Genomic DNA, 21,739 nt, shown 5'->3' on the forward strand with positions numbered 1-21,739 from the left:
ACTGCACTGGCGCTTTGCCGGTGCGAATCGATTATATATTCAAAATGAAGGACTTAGCGAGATTTTCAGGGAAAGAGGCTCAGAACGCTGCGCCGGCCCGATCTGCGCAGGTCCAGTTCGTCACGATCTCCGGCGAAGAGGCCGGCCAGCGCATCGACAATTTCCTGCTGCGCGTCTGCAAGGGCGTACCCAAGAGTCATATATATAGAGTGCTGCGTTCGGGTGAGGTGCGTGTCAATAAAGGCCGCATAGACCAAACCTATCGGTTGGCAGAGGGCGATATGGTCCGCATCCCGCCAGTCCGCATGGCGGAAAAATCCGCGACCGCAGTTCCGGGCGCGGAATTCAAGATCATCTTCGAAGACAGCCACCTGCTCATCATCGACAAGCCGGCCGGTGTGGCGGTGCATGGCGGATCGGGCGTCAGTTATGGTGTCATCGAGCAATTACGCGCCGCGCGCCCCGATGCCAAATTCCTGGAGCTCGTGCATCGACTCGATCGCGAGACGTCCGGTGTTCTGTTGCTTGCCAAGAAACGTTCTGCGCTGACCAACCTGCACGAACAGATTCGCGACGGCGAACCGGACAAGCGTTATCTGGTGCTGGTGCACGGCGACTGGAAGAATGCGCGCCAGCACGTCAAGCTGCCGCTTCATAGATATTCGACACCGGATGGCGAGCGGCGCGTGCGGGTACAGGCCGACGGCATGGCGTCGCATACCATTTTCAACCTGCGACAGCGCTACGAAGATTTTGCCCTGCTGGAAGCCGAACTGAAAACCGGCCGGACTCACCAGATTCGTGTTCATCTGGCTTCCAGCGGATTTGCGATAGCGGGCGATGACAAGTACGGCGATTTTGCGCTGAACCGCGAGTTGCAAAAGGCGCAAGGCGAGCGCGCACCGCTCAAGCGCATGTTCCTGCATGCGCATCAGATCACCTTCCTGCATCCGGAAACCGGCCAGCAGATGACTTCCCATGCACCGCTTCCGCCCGAGTGCGAGCGTTTTCTCAACAGCCTGGTCAAGGTCGCGTAAGGCGGGTTTCGGCAGGCATTTTCAATCTCGATCAGGCAAGCAAGGAGCGGTGACCACTGTCACCCGGATATGGCAAAGAAACAGTTCGACTTCATCGTCTTCGATTGGGACGGCACGCTGATGGACAGCACGGCCACCATTGTGCAATGCATACAGGCAGCGGCTGCCGATCTGGGATTGCCGGTACCCGATCAACGCGCCGCATCGCATGTGATCGGCCTGAGTCTGCAGAGTGCGATGGAGACGGCGATTCCGGATGTCGACCCGGCCTTCTATCCGCAGATCGTCGAGCGCTATCGCTACCACTATCTGACCCAGGATCATGGTTTGACCCTGTTCGACGGCGTGCGCGACATGCTCGAGGATTTGGCCGGGCAGGGCTATTTCCTGGCGGTGGCAACCGGCAAGAGCCGCGTCGGGCTGAACCGTGCGCTGGCCGTGTCCGGTCTGGCGCCGCTGTTCGACGCCACGCGTTGTGCCGACGAAACCTTTTCCAAGCCGCATCCGGCCATGCTGCAGGAACTGACGAACGAGCTTGGACAAGAGATGAACCGCACAGTCATGATCGGCGATACCACGCATGATCTGCAACTGGCGCGCAACGCCGGCGCGGCAGGTGTTGCCGTGCATTACGGTGCGCACACGCCGGCCGATCTGTGCGCGATGGACCCGCTGTATGCAGCCAATTCGGTACCGGAGCTGCATGCATGGCTAAACCAGAATGCCTGAACGTCTTTCTAGCGACGATCGGGTATGCTGACAGCCGGACCACGATGCAACATTCCCGCGTGCGCATGAGCCGCGCGGCATCCAACGAGTGTGAACATGAGCAACGATTACGAGCAGGACAGGCAGGTTTCTTCCGAACGCCCGGCAACGCCGCGCAAGGAAGGGTGGGAGCGCGAGGTGCTGGAAAAGCTGGCTTTCGCGACCATCAAGGAGCAGCGCGCCCGGCGGCGCTGGGGCATCTTCTTCAAATTGGCGGTGTTGAGCCTGATCGTGTTCGCGATCTGGACCGGCATGACTACCACTGGCGACAACGCGCAGAATGTCGGTCCGCACACGGCGCTGATCAAGATCGACGGCACCATCGAAGCCAAGGGTGCCGGCGACGCGGAAAGCGTCATCTCTGCGCTGACCAAGGCCTACAACGACGCGAGCTCGGTTGGCATCATCCTGCAGATCAACAGCCCTGGCGGCAGCCCGGTGCAGGCCGGAATCATCAACGACGAGATCACGCGCCTGCGCGCCGAGAATCCGAAGAAGCCGATCTACGTGGTGGTCGGCGAGGTCTGCGCATCGGGCGGCTACTACATCGCGGCTGCGGCTGATCGCATCTATGTCAACAAGGCCAGCATCGTCGGTTCGATCGGTGTGCTGATGGATGGCTTCGGTTTCACCGGCGCGATGGAGAAGATCGGCGTCGAGCGCCGTCTGCTGACGGCCGGCGAAAACAAGGGTTTCATGGACCCGTTCAGTCCGCAGTCGGAGACGCAGAAGATCTATGCGCAGGACATGCTTAACGAGATCCACCAGCAGTTCATCGACGTGGTGCGCAAGGGACGTGGCGCGCGCCTGCGTGAAACGCCGGAAACCTTCTCCGGCCTGGTGTGGAGCGGCGCGAAGTCGGTGGAACTCGGCTTGGCGGATGGCTTCGGCACGGTGGAAAGCGTGGCACGCGAGCAGTTCAAGTCAACCAACATCGTTGACTACACGCAGCGCGAAGGCATCTCCGACCGTGTGCTGAGGAAATTCGGCGCGGCAGCCGGCGCGGCCGCCATCAAGGCAGCGCTGCCGGAACTGGTGACGCCCTCGCTCAAGTAATGCAATGGAAAAACGCGGTGCCAACCCTTGACCTTTTGGCACGTCGTTCTATAGTGGAATCGTCACCGTCATCAAGAGATGAGGGATAAAGATATACGCAACATGGGGTTGTCTATATTCATGTCACGGTGACATCAGGGTCCATGACCCATCCAGATGCCTTCTAGGAAGGCAGGCAAAGCGGCGATGCAATATCGCCGCTTTGCGTTTTTATGGGCTGCTTTTTATTGCGTCGAGACGTCGAACGGCAGATGCAGCGTCGCCTTAACCCGCGAGCAGCAGAAAGACCGTCGGCTTCTTGTGGAAGTCCGGTCCTTTTCCCTTGGCAAGATCGTCTTTCCAGCGTGCCGCGTTCTGGGTTTTGATTGTCTCCGATGGCAGGGTCAGATCGGTGGCAACGCATATCAAGGTCTGCGCCTGACAGGTCTGGGCCAGTGTTTCGAGCATGGCGGCGTTGCGGTAGGGCGTTTCGATGAAGAACTGGGTCTGCTTTTCCGCGCGCGCCCGGTTTTCCAGTTGCTGGATGTGCTTGATGCGCGCCGCGTGCTCGACCGGCAGATAGCCGTTGAAGGCGAAATTCTGGCCGCTCAGGCCGCTGGCCATGATGGCCAGCAACAGGGAGGATGGCCCGACCAGCGGTTTCACAGTGATCCCGCGCGCGTGCGCCAGCCGCACGAGGTTGGTGCCCGGATCGGCCACGGCCGGCACGCCGGCTTCGGAGATCAGGCCGCCGTCGGCGCCAGCCAGGATGGGTTCCAGCAGTGTCGGCAAGGCCTTGGCGTCGGTGTTGACGTTGAGTTCCGCGATACGGATTTCCTGTAGCGGCTGCGCCAGCGGCACGTTCGCTGCCACCAGCTTCAGGAAAGCGCGCGTGGTCTTCGCATTTTCCGCGACGAAATAGCCGAGGCTAGCCGTAATCGCCTGCACCTCAGCGGGAATGATGTGGGCCAGCGGATCGCTGCCGGTGTCGGCAGCATTGCCCAGCGTGTTGGGGATCAGGTAGAGAACGCCGGCCATGCTCAATCCCGGAAGAAGGCGACGCCGGCACGGCGCAGCATCGAGGTCAGCGCGATCAGCGGCAGGCCGGTGAGGGCGGTTGGGTCGCTGCTTTCCACGCTGGAAAGAATGGCAATGCCGAGTCCTTCGTTCTTGGCGCTGCCGGCGCAATCGTAGGGCTGCTCGGCGCGCAGGTAGGCGTCGAGCTCGGCGTCCGGCAGATCGCGGAAGGTGACGCGGGTGCGAATGTTGTCAATCTGAAGCGGCGCCGCGGCATCCGTCCTGTTGTCCAGCAGGCACAAGGCGGTATGGAAGACGACCGTGCGGCCGCGCATGGTCTGCAATTGCTGCAAGGCGTTGGCGTGGTTGCCGGGCTTGCCGATCTGCCTGCCGTCCAGTGTGGCGACCTGGTCGGAGCCAATCACAAGGGTATCGGGCATTTGCGCAGCGATCGCTGCAGCCTTGGCCTGGGCCAGCCGCAATGCGGTGGCTTCGGGCTGTTCGCCGGCCAAGGGCGTCTCGTCGATATCGGGCGTCATGACGTCGAAGGGAAGGCGCAGGCGCGACAGCAATTCCCTGCGATAGATCGAACTGGAACCCAGAATCAGGCGCGGTGGTGTGCTGGAAGAAGACATTTTGATGTTTTTTTGAATGACTGCTCAACAAAGACGCGCTAACGCTTTGACGAATAAGGAAAAAGCCTGTTATTATCGCAGGTTTTCCGGGTCCGGCCAGCCATGAGCGCTTCCGTCATCGACGTTTTTGAATTCTGTCGGCGTGCAGAGCAGCAAAGCGGCACGTTTTCGGCGGGCGATCTGCCCCGGCTGAAGGCCGAAGCGGTTGACGATGCGGTGGTGCTCGACTGGTCATTGCAGGGCAGCACCAACAGCTACGGTCATCCCGAGCTGACGATGCAGGTGACGGGCAAGGTGTCCCTGATCTGCCAGCGTTGCATGAGGCCGTTCGACTTCCCGGTCGAGAGTGCGCAAGTGCTGGTGCTGGCAAAGAACGATGCGCAGGCCGACGAAATCGAGAGCCTGCTTGACGACGAATCCGTCGATGTCATCGTGGGTGACCGTTCGACGAAGATCGTCGATCTGGTCGAGGATGAGGCATTGCTCGCATTGCCGTCGTCGCCGCGGCACGAAACATGCCCCGACCAGGAGTCCCAAACGCGTCTGGAAGAAGTACGCAAGCCTTCTCCTTTCGATGTGCTGAAAGGGCTGAAGCAGTAATTCGCAGCGGCTGCAGCGATGCAGGCGTTGCCATAGGTAGTACACGTAGCAGAAATTGTCGATTTGCAGCGTTTTGCAAAGCGAATATGTTAGAATTTTCGAACTTAAGGTTTAGGAGTCGTCATCATGGCTGTTCAGCAAAACAAGAAAACCCCGTCCAAACGCGGCATGCACCGCTCGCACGACTTCCTGGTCGCGCCGCAGCTGAGCACCGAGCAAACCACGGGCGAGACGCACATGCGTCACCACATCAGCCCCAACGGCTTCTATCGCGGCCGTAAAGTACTGAAAACCAAAAACGACGAATAATCCATTCTCGTTCAGGCGAAGAAAGCGGCGCGTTGGGTTCACCACTTTGCGCCGTTTTTTCATATGCTGATCCAGCGCATTGCGTCATTTTGATCAAGCCGAATTTCTGGCCCATAATGTGGCTGGACTGCGCCCTGAATCAATCCGATGACAATTAAAATTTCTATCGACTGCATGGGTGGCGATCACGGCCCGGCGGTCACCATTCCTGCCGCCGTCGCGTTTGCCGACAGCGAGCCGGAAGCCGAACTTGTCCTGGTCGGTCCCGAAGCCGTGCTTGCCGCGGAATTGAAGAAACTCAAGGCCGACAATCATCCCCGTTTGCGTGTCGTCAATGCCACCGAGATGGTGACGATGGAAGATACGCTCGAAGTCGCCCTGCGCCGCAAGCGCGATTCTTCCATGCGCGTGGCCATCAACCTGGTCAAGGAAGGGCAGGCCGACGCCTGTGTTTCGGCCGGCAATACCGGCGCGCTGATGGCGATTTCGCGCTACGTGCTCAAGACCATTCCCGGCGTCGATCGTCCCGCCATCTGCAGCCTGCTGCCGAACCAGAAGGACGGCCCGACCTACATGCTCGACCTGGGTGCCAACGTTGACTGCGAACCGCAGCACTTGCACCAGTTCGCGCTGATGGGTTCGGCGCTGGTTTCCGCGATGGAAGGCAAGCCGCGTCCCACGGTCGGCCTGCTCAACGTCGGCGAGGAAGACATCAAGGGCAACGATCTGGTCAAGCAGACCGCCTTGCTGCTGCGTGCCGACCACGAGAAGGGCACCCTCAATTTCTACGGCAACGTCGAAGGCGACGACATCTTCAAGGGCACGACCGATATCGTCGTCTGCGACGGTTTCGTCGGCAATGTCACGCTGAAGGCATCCGAAGGCCTCGGCCGCTTCGTCAAGGGCGTGCTGACTACCGAACTCAAGAGCGGTCCGCTCAACATGCTGGGCGCGATCATCGCGCGCGGCGCGTTGAAGAAGATTTCACAACGCCTCAATCCCTCCCGCTACAATGGCGGCAGTCTGCTGGGACTGCGTGGCCTGGTGTTTAAGAGCCACGGCGGCGCTGATGCCTATGGTTATCAATGGGCGATACGGCGCGCATTCGATGCCGCCCGGAATGATCTGATTTCCCGCATTTCCTCCAAGATGGCCGACTTCATGCCGCAGCCCGACGACGCGGCTGCGAGCCAGATGACTGCAACAGAAAACATAGAACAGAAAACCGCATGACTCTCCACAGCAAAATCATCGGGACCGGCAGCTATCTGCCGCCCCGGCGCGTCACCAACCATGATCTGGCTGCACAATTGGCTGCCCAGGGAATCGAAACCTCGGACGAATGGATCGTCTCGCGCAGCGGCATTTCGGCACGCCACTATGCCGACGCCGATACGCAATCGAGCGATCTGGCGGTCGAAGCGGCCAAGCGTGCGCTCGACATGGCCGGCCTGGCACCGAACGATATTGACCTGATCATTCTCGCCACCTCGACGCCGGACTTCTTCGGCGGCTTTCCGAGCACGGCCTGCGTGGTGCAAAACAAGCTCGGTATCACCAACGAGTGCGCGGCACTCGACGTGCAGGCGGTCTGCAGCGGCTTCATCTATGCATTGACCACGGCCGACAAGTTCATCAAATCCGGCGCGCACAAGAACGTGCTGGTGATCGGTGCCGAGGTGTTCTCGCGCATCATCGATTTCAAGGACCGTACCACCTGCGTGCTGTTCGGCGACGGTGCCGGCGCTGCCGTGCTGAGCGCGTCCGACGAGCCGGGCGTGCTGGCGACCAAGCTGCATGCCAATGGCAGCTACGGCGACATCCTGTGCGGTCCGGGCCGCATCGCCAACGGCGTCATCGAAGGCAATTCCTTCATGTACATGGACGGTCAGGCAGTGTTCAAGCTGGCGGTCGGTCTGCTTGACAAGGTCGCCAACGAGGCATTGCAGCTGGCCGGCATGGATGCCTCGGCCGTTGACTGGATCGTGCCGCACCAGGCCAACATCCGCATCATGCAGGGTACGGCGAAGAAGCTGGGCCTGGGCATGGACAAGATGATCGTCACGGTTGATCAGCATGGCAACACTTCGGCAGCCTCGATTCCGCTGGCGCTCGACGTCGGCGTGCGCGATGGCCGCATCAAGCCGGGCCAGAACGTCATGATGGAAGGCGTGGGCGGCGGCTTCACCTGGGGCGCGGTACTGGTCCGCATGTAACTCGTCCCTATGTAAAATCCCGCCCGTTCGGGCATTCATATATAAAAGCAGAAGAGACGGCATGACCACATTCGCATTCGTTTTTCCGGGACAGGGTTCGCAGGCCATCGGCATGCTCAACGGCTTTGCCGACAACCCTGTCGTGCAGCAGACGCTGGCCGAGGCCTCGGACGCCCTGCAGTTCGATCTCGCCAGGCTGATTTCCGAAGGTCCGAAGGAAGAGCTGGACCTGACCACCAATACCCAGCCCGTGATGCTGACCGCCGCGGTTGCCATGTACCGCGCCTGGATCGCGGCCGGCGGCAAGGTGCCGTCGGTCGTCGCCGGTCACAGCCTGGGTGAGTATTCGGCGCTGGTTGCCGCTGGCGTGATCGCATTCAAGGACGCGGTGCCGCTGGTGCGTTTCCGTGCCAAGGCGATGCAGGAAGCGACGCCGGTCGGGCAGGGCGGCATGGCTGCCATCCTCGGTCTGTCGGACGCCGACGTGCTGGCTGCCTGCGCCGAAGCGGCACAGGGCGAGGTGGTGGAAGCCGTCAACTTCAACGCGCCGGCGCAGGTCGTGATCGCGGGCCACAAGGCCGCCATCGAACGCGCCTGCGAAGCCGCCAAGGCCAAGGGTGCCAAGCGCGCCTTGCCGCTGCCGGTGTCGGCGCCGTTCCATTCCTCGCTGCTGAAGCCGGCGTCGGATCGCCTGCGCGAGTATCTGGCGCCGCTGGCGTTCTCTGCGCCGCAGATTCCCCTGATCAACAACGTCGATGTGGCGATCGTCAATGATGTCGATGGCATCAAGGATGCGCTGGTGCGCCAGGCCGCGAGCCCGGTGCGCTGGGTCGAGACCGTGCAGAAGATGGCTGCCGACGGCGTCACCGACATCGTCGAATGTGGCCCGGGCAAGGTGCTGGCCGGTCTGACCAAGCGCATCAACGGTGACGTTGCCGGACACGCCATTGTCGATCAGGCATCGCTCGATGCCGTTTTGGAGACTTTGAAATAATGGAAAACAAGCAACTCGCAGGACAGGTCGCGCTGGTTACCGGTGCTTCGCGCGGCATCGGCCGTGCCATCGCGCAGGAACTGGCGCGTCAGGGCGCCAGGGTGATCGGCACCGCCACCTCGGAATCGGGGGCAGCCGCCATTTCGGAATACCTGGGCGAAGGCGGCAAGGGCATCGTGCTCGACGTCAATGACGCCGCACGTTCGGCTGCCGTCATCGACGACATCCAGAAGGAAGTCGGCGCCGTGACCATTCTCGTCAACAATGCCGGCATCACGCAGGATCAGCTCGCCATGCGCATGAAGGACGAGGAGTGGGACAGCGTGATCGCCACCAATCTGACCGCTGTCGGTCGCCTGTCGCGCGCCGTGCTGCGCGGCATGATGAAGGCGCGCCAGGGACGCATCATCAACATTACTTCGGTCGTGGGTTCTGCCGGCAATCCGGGCCAGATGAATTATGCTGCGGCCAAGGCGGGCGTGGCCGGCATGAGCCGTGCGCTGGCGCGCGAGATCGGCAGCCGTGGCATCACCGTCAACTGCATCGCACCGGGCTTCATCGACACCGACATGACCAAGGCACTCAACGAAGAGCAGATCAACGGCCTGAAGGCACAGATTCCGCTTGGCCGTTTGGGTGAGCCCGAGGATATCGCGGGCGCCGTCGCCTTCCTGGCATCGCCGCAGGCGAGCTATATCACCGGTACCACGCTGCACGTCAACGGCGGCATGTACATGAGCTAAGTTGTTTTTAATTGGGCACTTTTGGCGCATGTTTCCCGTTTCTTGGGGACAAAAGCCGAAAGTGAATTATCGATGCGCAAACCTGCTAAAATGCGCGCACTTTCTGTAATCACTCATTGGAGTTAAACATGTCGGACATCGAACAACGCGTTAAGAAAATCGTCGCTGAACAACTCGGCGTCGCCGAAGCAGACATCAAGATCGAATCGTCCTTCGTCGATGACCTCGGCGCCGATTCTCTGGATACCGTTGAACTCGTGATGGCACTCGAAGACGAGTTCGAAATGGAAATCCCTGACGAACAAGCAGAGAAAATCACCACGGTGCAGCAGGCGATCGACTACGCCAAGGCACACGTCAAAGCGTAAATCTGAACGACTCCAGGAGAATTGCTTGAGCCGCTCTAGTAAACGTCGTGTTGTTGTCACCGGTCTTGGATGTATCTCTCCTGTTGGCAACAGCGTCGCCGATGCATGGAATGCTCTGACTGCGGGCAAATCCGGGATCGCCACCATTACCAAGTTCGATGCGTCGCCGTTCAGCACGCATTTCGCCGGTGAAGTAAAAGACTTCCATATCGACGAGTACATTCCTGCCAAGGAAGCGCGTCATATGGATACCTTCATCCATTACGGCATCGCGGCAGGCATGCAGGCTGTCAAGGACAGCGGACTGGTCGTGACCGAAGAAAATGCGGAGCGCATCGGCGTTCTGGTCGGCTCCGGTATCGGCGGCCTGCCGCTGATCGAGGAAACGCATGCGGAACTGACCAATCGCGGCCCGCGCCGCATCAGCCCGTTCTTCGTGCCGGCCTCGATCACCAACATGATCTCCGGCCACCTGTCGATCATCTACGGCTTCAAGGGGCCGAACCTGGCGATCGTCACGGCGTGTACCACCGGCCTGCATTCGATCGGCGCAGCCGGTCGCATGATCGAGTACGGTGACGCCGACGTCATGATCGCCGGCGGCGCGGAATCGACGATTTCGCCGCTCGGCCTCGGCGGTTTTGCCGCGGCGCGCGCACTGTCCTCCCGCAATGACGATCCGGCAACGGCATCGCGTCCGTGGGACAAGGATCGCGACGGCTTCGTGCTCGGCGAAGGTGCGGGCGTCATGGTGCTCGAGGAATACGAGCATGCCAAGGCGCGCGGCGCAAAGATCTATGCGGAACTGGCCGGCTTCGGCATGAGCGGCGATGCGTATCACATCACCGCGCCGAACATGGATGGTCCGCGTCGCAGCATGGTCAACGCACTCAAGAATGCGGAGATCAATGCCGACCAGGTGCAGTACCTGAACGCGCACGGCACCTCGACGCCGCTGGGCGACAAGAACGAATCGGATGCGGTCAAGGCGGCATTCGGCGAGCACGCGAAGAAGCTGACCGTCAACTCGACCAAGTCGATGACGGGCCACCTGCTCGGCGGCGCCGGCGGGCTGGAATCGGTCTTCACCGTGCTGGCCCTGCATCATCAGGTCTCGCCTCCGACCATCAACATCTTCAATCAGGATCCGGAATGCGATCTTGATTACTGCGCCAACACGGCGCGCGCCATGCCGATCGAATATGCGATGAAGAACAACTTCGGTTTCGGCGGTACCAACGGTACGCTGATCTTCGGCAAGGTCTGATCGAATCCGGTCCATCCGAGAGGATGACCGGATTTTTTCCTTTTCGTCATGTCGATCGCGGTCAGCGCCCTGATCAAACCGTCAAGATTGCTGTCACGGATGCTGACAGCGATGTGCGTGCTGGCCGGGGTGGTTGCCTTGCCGGCCGGATTCGTCGCGGCAAACGGCGTGCAGACGTACGTGTGGTGGGGATTGTTTCCCGGATGTGCGATCATTGCATTCTTTTGCTGGCGCAGCTGGTCGAGGCGTCAAGGCTGGCAACGGCTGATGATATCCGCCAACGGCCAGATCCGGTTGCAGGGAGTGACGCCGGGCATGCCGGCTGTATTCGCCGAGGAAGATGCCCGGACATGGCGGCTGCTGCCGGTTTCGACGCTGTGGTCGCACTTGATGATTTTGCATTTGCAGGACGCAGCAGGCAGCAAGGAAGTGATCGTGATATTGCGCGATTGCGTTCCTGCGGAAACTTTCCATGCGTTGCTGGTGGCCTGCCGATGGCTCGCAATGCGCGCTTCCGCAGCAGAAGCACCGCAGGTGCGGCAGAATTAATGTCGGAATCTTTGAACTAATTCATGTTACGTCCAGTCAACAGCTCGAACCGCGTGCGTGTTGCAGCATTACAAGGGACCAGGATTGACGACAGAACGCGATATTGACCAACAGCTTGTCGAGCGAGTGCAGGGTGGCGACAAGAAGGCTTTCGAGCTGCTGGTGGTCAAGTACCAACGAAAATTGATGCGACTGGTTTCGCGGCTCGTGCGCGACCAGGCGGAAGCCGAAGATGTGGTGCAGGAAGCATTCATCAAGGCGTATCGTGCGCTGCCGCAATTTCGCGGCGATTCGGCGTTCTATACGTGGCTTTATCGAATCGGCATCAATACGGCCAAGAACTATCTGGTGACACAGGGACGTCGCGCGCCGACCTCCACCGAAGCCGATGTCGAGGAGGCCGAAACTTTTGACGACGGCGATCACCTAAGAGATATCAATACACCGGAATCGTTGTTGGCAACCAAGCAGATTGCCCAGACGCTGAACGTGGCGATGGGGGAACTGCCTGAAGAGTTGCGCATGGCGATTACCCTGCGAGAGATCGAGGGATTGAGTTATGACGAGATTGCCGAGTCGATGGGTTGTCCGATCGGCACGGTGCGCAGCCGGATCTTCCGGGCGCGCGAAGCCATCTCGGAGAAGTTAAGGCCGCTGCTGGATACGGCACTCGACAAACGTTGGTAAAGATATAAAACGCTGTTTTGTTGCAAATACAGGGGTAGCCTTAATTTTTCGAGGGTGTGATGAATACGATGAACATGACGCGGGAACAGATTTCTGCCTTGATCGATAGCGAACTGGCCGACGGGCAGGTCGATATCGCGCTGGCGGCTTTGCGTCAGGAAGAAGCACGTGGTGCGTGGGACATCTATCACCAGATCGGTGATGCGCTGCGTTCCGATGAACTGAATCTGCCATTGAGCGCGGACTTCAACCAGCGCATGTTTGCGCGTCTGGAGGCCGAGCCGACGATCCTGGCGCCGGTCAACAAAAAAAACGCCGCTACTCCGCAAACCGGCAGCGTCAGGCGTTTTGCCGTGCCCGGCATGGCTGCAGCGGCTGTTGCTGCGGTGGCTTTCCTCGCGGTACCCAACATGCTGCCGCAACAGGCGCCGACCCTGGCGTCTGCTCCGGTTGCGCAGCCGGTTGTAGTGGCAAGCGCAACGCCGGAGACGGTCAGCGTCTCCAGTGAAAACGGAGAAGTCCTGCGCGACCCGCGCATCGACGATTATCTGGCGGCGCATCAACGCTTCTCGCCATCTGTTTACAGCACGGCACAATATGCGCGCTCGGCGACCTTCGCCGTTGATTCGGAAAAATAACGGTTATGCGGCAGACATTAGGCCTCTTCAAGTTTGTAGTTCTTTTTTCGAGCCTGCTGGCATTTACCTCCCATGCCGAGAGTATCGAGCAGGCCGGCGAGGCACGTGATGCGCAGGTATGGCTGAAGAAGATTCAGACTTCCGCCAAGCAGCTCGATTACTCCGGTACTTTTGTCTATCAGCAGGGCAACCAGGTGCGCACCTCGCGCATCTCGCATATCCGCAGCGGTCGCAACGAGCTCGAGAAGCTCGAGATCCTCGACGGCAAGCCGCGCGAGTACATCCGCAACAACGAGGAAATCGCCTGCTACGTGCCGGAGAACAAATCCATTCGCGTCGAGAAGCGTGTCTCGCAGGATGTGTTCCCGGCCATCCTTGGCGCGCAGCCGGACGAACTGCTGCAGCACTATGCGTTGAAGAAGGGCGAGGTCGGCCGCGTGGCCGGTCATGATTGCCAGACTATCGTCCTCGCGCCCAGGGACAAGCTGCGCTACGGCTACAAGCTGTGGGTCGAGCAGTCGACCGGCCTGTTGCTGAAGGCGCAGACGCTCAATGAAAAGAACGACGTGGTCGAGCAGATCGCCTTCACCCAGATCGTGATCGGCAATGTGGATGCGGCGTCGGTCAAGCCGAGCTTCCGCAATACCCAGGGCTGGCAGGTCGAGAACGCGGTGATGCAGGATGCCGACCTGTCCGGCTGGTCGGTCAAGGCCATGCCGCCAGGCTTCAAGAAGACGCGTCAGATGAAACGCCTGGTGACCGACGTGCCCGCCGAGGGCGGTCAGCCGGTGCAGCGTGAAGTCTCGCAGATCGTCTATACCGACGGTCTGGCAGCCATCTCCGTCTTCATCGAAGCCGGCTCGCAGAGCCGCACCGAAGGCACGATGCAGCAGGGCGCCATGAACATCGTCGGCAAGCGCCAGGGCGATTACTGGCTGACCATCGTCGGCGAAGTGCCGGCGGCCGCGATCCGGCAGGTCGCCAACTCCATCGAGTTCAATCCCTAATTTTCTTCCTTCCCTGTCAGGTTGTATGAAAACGAAAGAGCTGTTCCGTAAACAATTCTCGGTTGCGCTGCTGAGTGCCATCGGCGCATTGTTCGTTCCCGCTGCTGCTGGCCTGGCGCCATCGGCGCTGGCGGCGACTTCCGTGGCCGGCTTGCCGGACTTCACGGATCTGGCGGAAAAAGCCGGACCGGCCGTCGTCAATATCCGTACTACGGAGCGCGTACGCTCCAACGCCAGCGGAGCGATGACGCAGGACGAGGAAATGCAGGAGTTCTTCCGCCGCTTCTTCGGCGCACCGCTGCCGCAGCAGCCGGCGCCGCGCCGTCGCCAGCAACCGAATGCCGCGCCTGAAGTCGAGGAACAGGTGCCGCGCGGCGTGGGTTCCGGCTTCATCATCTCGGCCGACGGTTTCGTCATGACCAATGCGCACGTGATCGACGGCGCCGATGAAGTCTATGTGACGCTGACCGACAAGCGCGAATACAAGGCCAAGATCGTGGGTGCCGACAAGCGTACCGACGTGGCGATCGTCAAGATCGAGGGCAGCAACCTGCCTCGGCTGACGATGGGCGATTCCGACAAGATCCGCGTCGGTGAATGGGTGGTCGCGATCGGTTCGCCGTTCGGACTCGACAGCACCGTGACCGCCGGCATTGTTTCTGCCAAGGCGCGCGACACCGGCGACTACCTGCCGCTGATCCAGACCGATGTCGCGGTCAATCCGGGCAACTCGGGCGGCCCGTTGCTGAACATGCGTGGCGAGGTGATCGGCATCAATTCTCAGATTTACAGCCGCTCGGGCGGCTTCATGGGCATCTCGTTCGCGGTGCCGATCGATGAAGCGATGCGCGTGGCGGATCAGTTGCGCACGACCGGCAAGGTCACGCGCGGCCGCATCGGCGTGCAGATCGGCGAAGTGACCAAGGATGTCGCCGAATCGCTGGGCCTGGCGCGCGCGCAGGGTGCGCTCGTGCAGCGCGTGGAGCCAGACGGTCCGGCAGAGAAGGCCGGCCTTGAGGCGGGCGACGTGATCCTGAAATTCAATGGCACGCAGATCGAACGTTCGAGCGACCTGCCGCGCATCGTGGGCGCCACCAAGCCCGGTTCGCGTTCGACCGTGACCGTATGGCGCAAGGGTGCGCAGCGCGATCTGAGCGTGAATATCGTCGAACTCGAATCCGATCAGACGGCCGCGCCGCAACAGCAGAATCCGAAAGCGCCGCGTTCGGCCAACATGCTGGGATTGGTGGTTGCCGATCTGACGCCGACGCAATTGCGCGCCCTGAATATCGATGGCGGTGCGCTGGTTGAAATGTCGGAGGGAGCGGCAGCGCGTGCTGGCCTGCGCGCAGGCGATATCGTCCTGCGGGTCAACAACACGGATGTGAAGGACAGCAGGCAGTTCAACGAGCTGGTCGCCAAGCTGGATGCGAAGAAAACCACGCTGTTGCTGGTACGGCGCGGCGACTCATCGCAGTTCGTGACGGTCAAGCCCCTGCCGTAATAAAAGGGCAGTAGGGCAATCGAACCAAAGGCTGCATGCCGCGAGGCCTGCAGCCTTTTTCTTTTGGATCTTCGCGTGCTCCGATTCATTCTCTATTCGCGCAGCTATTGCCACCTTTGCGAGGACATGCGGGCCGCGCTGATCGGCCTGCAGTTGGACATGCCTTATACGCTGGACGTGGTGGATGTGGATGCGGATTCCGATCTGGTGGCGCGCTACGACGAATTGGTGCCGGTGCTGCTGGGGGTGAAAGCAACCGGCGAGGCAATGCAACTCTGTCACTATTTTCTCGACGAAGCGGCGGTACGTGCGTTTGCCGAGGCCGCACAGTGAGCGGGCAGGCAGTGCGGCAGGGTTCGGGCGGCTGCAATTTGCCGGCTTTTCCCCTCTGAATTCCGGTAGAATGCCGGGGCCGTCATCCATCTGTCACAAGGCGCTCGCCTGGGAAGAACGTTCCCGCATGGAGCGCTTTTTTTGTAGTCGTTAATTGGTTAATGAACAACATCCGCAATTTTTCCATCATCGCTCACATCGACCATGGCAAATCCACGCTCGCCGATCGCATCATTCAATTGTGCGGCGGCCTGTCCGATCGTGAAATGGAAGCCCAGGTGCTCGATTCGATGGATATCGAGCGCGAGCGCGGCATTACCATCAAGGCGCAGACCGCAGCGCTGACCTACAAGGCCAGAGACGGCCAGATTTACAATCTCAATCTCATCGATACGCCGGGCCACGTCGATTTCAGCTATGAAGTCAGCCGTTCGCTATCGGCCTGCGAAGGCGCGCTGCTGGTGGTTGACGCTTCGCAGGGCGTGGAGGCGCAGACGGTCGCCAACTGCTACACCGCGCTCGACCTCGGCGTGGAAGTGGTGCCGGTGCTCAACAAGATCGACCTGCCTTCGGCCGATCCCGACAGCGCCAGTGCCGAAATCGAGGAAGTCATCGGCATCGATGCCAGTGATGCCGTGCATTGCTCGGCCAAGACCGGCCTCGGCGTGCAGGACGTGCTGGAATCGCTGATCGCCAAGGTGCCGCCGCCGGTTGGCGACGCCACCGCGCCGCTGCAGGCGCTGATCGTCGATTCGTGGTTCGACAACTACGTCGGCGTGGTGATGCTGGTGCGCGTCAAGAACGGCACGCTGCGGCCCAAGGACAAGATTCGCCTGATGGCGACTGGCACCACGCACCTGGTGGAAAGCGTGGGCGTGTTCACGCCGAAGTCGATCGCGCGCGACGAACTGACGGCCGGACAGGTGGGTTTCATCATCGCCGGCATCAAGGAACTGAAGGCGGCGCGCGTGGGCGATACCGTGACGCTGGTCAGCCAGCCGGCTGCCGCGCCGTTGCCCGGCTTCAAGGAAGTGCAGCCGCAGGTGTTCGCCGGCCTGTTTCCGGTCGAGGCCAACCAGTACGATGCGCTGCGCGATTCGCTCGAGAAGCTCAAGCTCAACGACGCGGCGCTGATGTACGAACCGGAAGTCTCGCAGGCGCTGGGCTTCGGCTTCCGTTGCGGCTTCCTGGGACTGCTGCATATGGAGATCGTGCAGGAACGTCTCGAGCGCGAGTTCGACATGGACCTGATCACGACCGCGCCGACCGTGATCTACGAGGTCATCCAGCGCGATGGCAGCACCATCATGGTCGACAACCCGTCCAAGATGCCCGAGCCGTCCAGGATCGAGGAAATCCGCGAGCCGATCGTCACCGTCAATCTCTACATGCCGCAGGAATACGTGGGTTCGGTCATCACGCTGTGCACGCAGAAGCGCGGCGTGCAGATGGACATGAATTATCACGGCAAGCAGGTCAAGCTGGTCTATGAGATGCCGATGGCCGAGATCGTGCTCGACTTCTTCGACAAGCTCAAATCGACCTCGCGCGGCTATGCGTCGATGGATTACGAGTTCAAGGAGAACCGCGCGTCCGACGTGGTCAAGGTCGATATGCTGATCAACAGCGAGAAGGTCGATGCACTGGCCATCATCGTGCACCGTACCGCGGCGCAGTTCCGCGGCCGCGCGGTGGCGGCCAAGATGCGCGAGCTGATTCCGCGCCAGATGTTCGACGTTGCGATCCAGGCTGCCATCGGTGCCAACATCATTTCGCGCGAGAACGTCAAGGCCATGCGCAAGAACGTGCTGGCCAAGTGCTATGGCGGCGATATCAGCCGCAAACGCAAGCTGCTCGAGAAACAGAAGGCCGGCAAGAAGCGCATGAAGCAGGTGGGATCGGTCGAGATTCCGCAGGAAGCATTCCTGGCCATTCTACAAGTGGAAGACAAATGACATTGCAAGACATACTGGGCAATTTTTCGCTGATCCTGTTCGTGCTGACCATCGGCACGGGCGTCATCTGGGTGCTGGACCGTTTCTATCTGTCTCGCAAGCGCGAGGAAAAGGCCGAAGCCGTGCTGGCCGAATTCGATGCGCGCAATGCGCGTCTGGCGGGCGAGGGCGTCAAGCCGGACGACAACGGCCGCGCCGCGCTCAAGGCTTCGCTGCTGCGCCAGCCGACCTGGATCGAGTATTCGGGCAGCTTTTTCCCGGTGATTGCGCTGGTGTTCTTTCTGCGCTCGTTTCTCTACGAACCGTTCAAGATTCCGTCAACCTCCATGCTGCCGACGCTGGAAGTGGGCGACCTGATCCTGGTCAACAAGTATGAGTACGGCATTCGACTGCCGATCATCAACAAGAAGATCATCGAAATCGGCGAGCCGCAGCGCGGCGATGTCATGGTGTTCAAGTACCCCGAAAACCTGGCGCTCGACTATATCAAGCGCGTGGTCGGGGTGCCTGGCGACACCGTGGCCTACAAGAACAAGAAGTTGATCGTCAACGGCACGCCGGTGAGCTATGAACCGCTGCGCGATTATCTGGACGAGGAAACGCTCAGTTATTCGCGCCAGTTCAAGGAAAAACTGGGCGAGACCGACCACCGCATCCTCAACAATCCGCGCGTGCCGGCCTATGTGCCGAACCCGCATGATTTCCCGCATCGCGAAAACTGCACCTACGACAGCGAAGGCTTCGTCTGCAAGGTCCCCGCTGGACAATACTTCATGATGGGGGATAATCGCGACAACAGTCTGGACAGCCGCTACTGGGGCTTCGTGCCCGACCAGAACATCGTCGGCCGCGCCTTCTTCATCTGGCTGAACCTGGGCGATCTGGGCCGGATTGGACGTTTCCAATAAGAAAACATTCAGGGAGTGTTGCATGGCATCGTCATTGTTTCCGCGTAGCAGGCAGCAAGGTGTTTCGCTCTTGAATTTAATTATTTTTCTGGCAATTATCGGAGGCATTGCCGTTCTGGCAATGAAGGTGGTGCCGACGGTGACAGAGTACCTGTCGGCCAAGAAGGCCATCCAGAGCATCAAGGCCGCAGGCGGCTCGCCGCAGGAAATGCGGGCGGCTTTCAACCGGCAGGCCGAGGTGGGCTATATCACTTCGCTCAAGGGCAGCGATCTCGATATCGTGCGCCAGGGCGACCAGACCGAGCTTTCTTTTGCTTATCAGAAAGTCATTCCTTTGGCAGGGCCGGTCAGCCTGTTGATCGACTACGAAGCCTCCACTGGCGACAGTCGAACGGCCCAACCTGCGGTACCATGAACGGATGAAAAAAGGACGCGCGCAAGCGTGAAGCGATGAAACGATGGATTTGATGTTATTGCAGACCCGGCTGGGCCATACATTCAGGGATGTTGTCTTGCTGCAGCAGGCCCTGACGCATCGCAGCCACAGCGGGGTGCATAACGAGCGTCTGGAGTTCCTTGGCGACTCCATCCTGAACTGCGTGGTGGCGTCGCTGCTGTTCGACCGCTATACCAAGATCGACGAAGGCGACCTCTCGCGCCTGCGTGCCAATCTCGTCAAGCAGCAGTCGCTGTACGAGATCGCGCAGCGCCTCGAACTCTCGCAGTTCCTGCGGTTGGGCGAGGGTGAACTCAAGTCAGGCGGCTTCCGCCGGCCATCGATCCTGGCCGATACGCTGGAAGCCCTGTTCGGCGCAATCTACCTTGACGCCGGCTTCGACGCCGCGCGCGACGTGATCCGCGCGCTTTACATCCCGATCCTCGACACCGTCGATCCCAAGACGCTCGGCAAGGATGCCAAGACCCTGCTGCAGGAATACCTGCAGGGCAAGAAGATTCCGCTGCCGCAGTACAACGTGGTCGCCACGCATGGTGCCGCGCACAACCAGGAATTCGAGGTCGAATGCCTGGTGCCCAAGCTCGACATCCAGGTGTTCGGCACCGGCGGCAGCCGCCGCGCGGGCGAGCAGGCCGCGGCCAAGCTGGCGCTGGAAGCGGTGCAGGTAGCGCTGGCGAAGACGCCGGCTACCGCGCGCAAGAGCCGCCCGCGTACGGCGCAGTTGAAGCTGGCCGGCATCGCCACCGTGCAGGGCGATCATCCGGCCGAGGAACGCGCCAAGCCGGTGCCCAAATCGCGCGGCGAAGGCAAGGCTAAATCCGAAGCCGGTGCCGATAGCCGTATCGCCGGCAATCCACCGGTCGCGACCGACGAACCGGCGGCCGTCAACGACGATCGCCAGCAGAGCCTGATCGCGCCGGCCGCCCACCATGACGGCGAGGCGGAAACCGCGGCCGCCACCACTTCTTCCCAGACAAAGATTGCATGACTGAATCCCACGCGCAGCCCGACTTTCGATGCGGTTACATCGCCATCGTCGGCCGCCCCAATGTCGGTAAATCGACGCTCATGAACCAGCTGATCGGCGCCAAGGTCAGCATCACCTCGCGCAAGGCACAGACCACGCGGCACCGCATCACCGGCATCCAGACCACGGACGACGCGCAGTTCGTCTATGTCGATACGCCGGGTTTCCAGACCCGCCATTCGAACGCGCTGAACAAGACGCTGAACCGCACCGTCACCAATACGCTGACCGCGTCCGACGTGATCCTCTACGTGATCGAGGCCGGCACCTTCGGCCAGGCCGACCAGCAGGTGCTGGACCTGATCCCGGCCGATGTGCCGTGCATCCTCGTCATCAACAAGTCGGACCGTATCAAGGACAAGGCGGGGCTAATGCCGTTTGCGCAGCAGGTCGCCGCCAGGCGCGACTTCACGGCCGTGGTGCCGGTCTCGGCCAAGCTGCGCTTTCAGCTCGACAACCTGCAGAGCGAGATTCGCACGCATCTGCCGGAGAATCCGCCGGTGTTCGGCGAAGACGACATCACCGACCGCAGCGAGAAATTCCTGGCGGCCGAGATCGTGCGCGAGAAGGTGTTCCGCTTCGTCGGCGACGAGCTGCCCTACACCAGCACCGTGCTGATCGAACAGTTTCAGCAGGAAGGCGATCTGCGCCGTGTGTTTGCCGCCATCCTGGTCGAGCGCGACACGCACAAGGCAATGGTGATCGGCAACAAGGGCGCGCGCCTGAAGGACATCTCGACCCAGGCGCGGCTCGACATGGAGCGCCTGTTCGGCGGTCCCGTCTATCTCGAGATCTGGGTCAAGGTCAAATCCGGCTGGGCCGACAACGAAGCCGGTCTGCGCGCCTACGGCTACGAATAAGCGGACGCCGATGGCCGTCATTTCCGCCGACAACATTTCTTCCCTGTCTTCCGACGCCAAGGAACCGGCGAAAGCGCCGGCGCGGCGTGCACGTCCGGCCGAGAAGGAATTGCGCATCGCCGACCAGCCGGCCTTCGTGCTGCACAGCTATCCCTACAAGGAAACCAGCCTGATCGTCGATGTGCTGTCGCGCGATCACGGCCGTGTCGCGCTGGTGGCCAAGGGCGCCAAGCGCCCGCATTCCAGGTTGCGCGGCGTGCTGCAGACTTTCCAGCCACTGTCGCTGAGCTGGAGCGGCAAATCGGAAGTGCGCACGCTGACGGCGGCCGAGTGGGTCGGTGGCCTGCTGCCGCTCGAGAAATCGGCGCTGCTGTGCGGCTTCTACCTGAACGAACTGCTGGTCAAGTTGCTGGTGCGCGACGATCCGCATCCGGCACTGTTCTCCCACTATACGAGCGCGCTCAACCAGCTTGCGCACGACGAGCCACCGGCCATCGTGCTGCGCAAGTTCGAGCGCGCGCTGCTCAAGGAAAGCGGCGTGGCCGGCGACTGGACGCGCTGTACGGTCAGTCGCGAGACGGTGATCGCCGATCTGCTGTACGTGATCGATCCGGAAGCGGGACCGCGTCCCGCGCACGTCGCCGACACCGCGCCCAAGGTCCTCGGCAAGACGCTGCTGGATATGGATAATGAAGACTATGCGGACGCCACCACGCAGACGCAAAGCAAGTTCCTGATGCGCTTCCTGCTTGCGCATCATCTGCATGGCGCCACCCTGAACACGCGTCAGATCCTGATCGATCTGCTGCAGCTTTGACGGAACAT

Annotated in this window: 25 protein-coding genes; 23 read left to right on the plus strand and 2 right to left on the minus strand. The window is 60.8% G+C overall.

Features of this window, described 5'->3' with window-relative positions:
• Window positions 1-44 precede the first annotated feature (44 nt).
• From IEV38_RS14755 to IEV38_RS14765, 3 genes are all read left to right on the plus strand, one after another.
• Window positions 45-1,037, plus strand: a complete 993-nt coding sequence (locus IEV38_RS14755) for an RluA family pseudouridine synthase (RefSeq protein ID WP_188397577.1) — start codon at window positions 45-47, stop codon at window positions 1,035-1,037.
• A 69-nt stretch (window positions 1,038-1,106) separates the two neighbouring features.
• Window positions 1,107-1,766, plus strand: coding sequence for an HAD-IIIA family hydrolase (locus IEV38_RS14760; protein WP_188397415.1), 660 nt, complete (start codon window positions 1,107-1,109; stop codon window positions 1,764-1,766).
• Window positions 1,767-1,862: 96 nt separating this feature from the next.
• Window positions 1,863-2,861, plus strand: coding sequence for a S49 family peptidase (locus IEV38_RS14765; RefSeq protein ID WP_188397417.1), 999 nt, complete (start codon window positions 1,863-1,865; stop codon window positions 2,859-2,861).
• 264 nt (window positions 2,862-3,125) lie between these two features.
• Here IEV38_RS14765 and IEV38_RS14770 read toward each other — a convergent pair whose 3' ends face one another.
• Complete coding sequence (locus IEV38_RS14770; RefSeq protein ID WP_188397419.1) at window positions 3,126-3,878, minus strand: SAM-dependent methyltransferase; 753 nt, start codon at window positions 3,876-3,878, stop codon at window positions 3,126-3,128.
• Window positions 3,879-3,880: 2 nt separating this feature from the next.
• Window positions 3,881-4,492 (minus strand): Maf family nucleotide pyrophosphatase, encoded by a 612-nt coding sequence (locus tag IEV38_RS14775; RefSeq protein WP_188397420.1) that lies wholly within the window; start codon window positions 4,490-4,492, stop codon window positions 3,881-3,883.
• 102 nt (window positions 4,493-4,594) lie between these two features.
• On the opposite strand from IEV38_RS14775, the gene IEV38_RS14780 reads away from it, so the two are divergent.
• From IEV38_RS14780 to recO, 20 genes are all read left to right on the plus strand, one after another.
• Window positions 4,595-5,092: a YceD family protein gene (locus tag IEV38_RS14780; RefSeq protein WP_188397422.1), complete on the plus strand. Its 498-nt coding sequence runs from the start codon at window positions 4,595-4,597 to the stop codon at window positions 5,090-5,092.
• A 126-nt stretch (window positions 5,093-5,218) separates the two neighbouring features.
• The gene (gene rpmF, locus IEV38_RS14785) at window positions 5,219-5,401 is read left to right on the plus strand and encodes a 50S ribosomal protein L32 (protein WP_188380116.1); all 183 of its coding nucleotides are present in this window, start codon (window positions 5,219-5,221) and stop codon (window positions 5,399-5,401) included.
• A 147-nt stretch (window positions 5,402-5,548) separates the two neighbouring features.
• The gene (gene plsX / locus IEV38_RS14790; RefSeq protein WP_188397423.1) at window positions 5,549-6,634 is read left to right on the plus strand and encodes a phosphate acyltransferase PlsX; all 1,086 of its coding nucleotides are present in this window, start codon (window positions 5,549-5,551) and stop codon (window positions 6,632-6,634) included.
• A complete protein-coding gene (locus tag IEV38_RS14795; RefSeq protein WP_188397425.1) occupies window positions 6,631-7,617 on the plus strand; it encodes a beta-ketoacyl-ACP synthase III in 987 nt (328 codons plus the stop codon). The genes plsX and IEV38_RS14795 overlap by 4 nt, the downstream gene beginning before the upstream one ends.
• A 61-nt stretch (window positions 7,618-7,678) precedes the next feature.
• Window positions 7,679-8,611, plus strand: coding sequence for an ACP S-malonyltransferase (fabD, locus tag IEV38_RS14800; RefSeq protein ID WP_188397427.1), 933 nt, complete (start codon window positions 7,679-7,681; stop codon window positions 8,609-8,611).
• Window positions 8,611-9,354, plus strand: a complete 744-nt coding sequence (gene fabG, locus IEV38_RS14805) for a 3-oxoacyl-ACP reductase FabG (RefSeq protein WP_188397429.1) — start codon at window positions 8,611-8,613, stop codon at window positions 9,352-9,354. The genes fabD and fabG overlap by 1 nt, the downstream gene beginning before the upstream one ends.
• A 128-nt stretch (window positions 9,355-9,482) precedes the next feature.
• Window positions 9,483-9,722: an acyl carrier protein gene (acpP, locus tag IEV38_RS14810; RefSeq protein WP_009664389.1), complete on the plus strand. Its 240-nt coding sequence runs from the start codon at window positions 9,483-9,485 to the stop codon at window positions 9,720-9,722.
• 25 nt (window positions 9,723-9,747) lie between these two features.
• Window positions 9,748-10,989 carry a beta-ketoacyl-ACP synthase II gene (gene fabF / locus IEV38_RS14815; RefSeq protein WP_188397431.1) on the plus strand — a complete coding sequence of 414 codons (1,242 nt, stop codon included), beginning with the start codon at window positions 9,748-9,750 and terminating at the stop codon, window positions 10,987-10,989.
• Window positions 10,990-11,037: 48 nt separating this feature from the next.
• Window positions 11,038-11,538, plus strand: coding sequence for a protein YgfX (locus IEV38_RS14820; protein WP_188397433.1), 501 nt, complete (start codon window positions 11,038-11,040; stop codon window positions 11,536-11,538).
• A gap of 84 nt (window positions 11,539-11,622) precedes the next feature.
• The gene (gene rpoE / locus IEV38_RS14825; protein ID WP_188397435.1) at window positions 11,623-12,225 is read left to right on the plus strand and encodes an RNA polymerase sigma factor RpoE; all 603 of its coding nucleotides are present in this window, start codon (window positions 11,623-11,625) and stop codon (window positions 12,223-12,225) included.
• Between the two features lie 59 nt (window positions 12,226-12,284).
• A complete protein-coding gene (locus tag IEV38_RS14830; protein ID WP_188397437.1) occupies window positions 12,285-12,863 on the plus strand; it encodes a sigma-E factor negative regulatory protein in 579 nt (192 codons plus the stop codon).
• Window positions 12,864-12,868: 5 nt separating this feature from the next.
• Window positions 12,869-13,870, plus strand: coding sequence for a MucB/RseB C-terminal domain-containing protein (locus IEV38_RS14835; protein ID WP_188397439.1), 1,002 nt, complete (start codon window positions 12,869-12,871; stop codon window positions 13,868-13,870).
• Window positions 13,871-13,895: 25 nt separating this feature from the next.
• Window positions 13,896-15,374 carry a DegQ family serine endoprotease gene (locus IEV38_RS14840; protein WP_188397441.1) on the plus strand — a complete coding sequence of 493 codons (1,479 nt, stop codon included), beginning with the start codon at window positions 13,896-13,898 and terminating at the stop codon, window positions 15,372-15,374.
• A 75-nt stretch (window positions 15,375-15,449) separates the two neighbouring features.
• Entirely contained in the window at window positions 15,450-15,707 is a 258-nt protein-coding gene (locus IEV38_RS14845; protein WP_188397443.1) for a glutaredoxin family protein, read from the plus strand.
• A 161-nt stretch (window positions 15,708-15,868) separates the two neighbouring features.
• The gene (gene lepA, locus IEV38_RS14850; RefSeq protein WP_188397446.1) at window positions 15,869-17,662 is read left to right on the plus strand and encodes a translation elongation factor 4; all 1,794 of its coding nucleotides are present in this window, start codon (window positions 15,869-15,871) and stop codon (window positions 17,660-17,662) included.
• On the plus strand, window positions 17,659-18,570 hold the full coding sequence (gene lepB, locus IEV38_RS14855; RefSeq protein ID WP_188397448.1) for a signal peptidase I: 912 nt from the start codon (window positions 17,659-17,661) through the stop codon (window positions 18,568-18,570). The genes lepA and lepB overlap by 4 nt, the downstream gene beginning before the upstream one ends.
• Window positions 18,571-18,592: 22 nt before the next feature.
• Entirely contained in the window at window positions 18,593-18,985 is a 393-nt protein-coding gene (locus tag IEV38_RS14860) for a DUF4845 domain-containing protein (RefSeq protein ID WP_188397449.1), read from the plus strand.
• Between the two features lie 43 nt (window positions 18,986-19,028).
• On the plus strand, window positions 19,029-20,015 hold the full coding sequence (gene rnc / locus IEV38_RS14865) for a ribonuclease III (protein WP_188397451.1): 987 nt from the start codon (window positions 19,029-19,031) through the stop codon (window positions 20,013-20,015).
• Window positions 20,012-20,914, plus strand: a complete 903-nt coding sequence (gene era, locus IEV38_RS14870; protein ID WP_188397453.1) for a GTPase Era — start codon at window positions 20,012-20,014, stop codon at window positions 20,912-20,914. The genes rnc and era overlap by 4 nt, the downstream gene beginning before the upstream one ends.
• Window positions 20,915-20,924: 10 nt before the next feature.
• Window positions 20,925-21,731, plus strand: a complete 807-nt coding sequence (recO, locus tag IEV38_RS14875) for a DNA repair protein RecO (RefSeq protein WP_188397455.1) — start codon at window positions 20,925-20,927, stop codon at window positions 21,729-21,731.
• Window positions 21,732-21,739 lie beyond the last annotated feature (8 nt).

It is taken from the genome of Oxalicibacterium flavum, assembly GCF_014635065.1.
Classification (GTDB): Bacteria; Pseudomonadota; Gammaproteobacteria; order Burkholderiales; family Burkholderiaceae_D; genus Oxalicibacterium; species Oxalicibacterium flavum.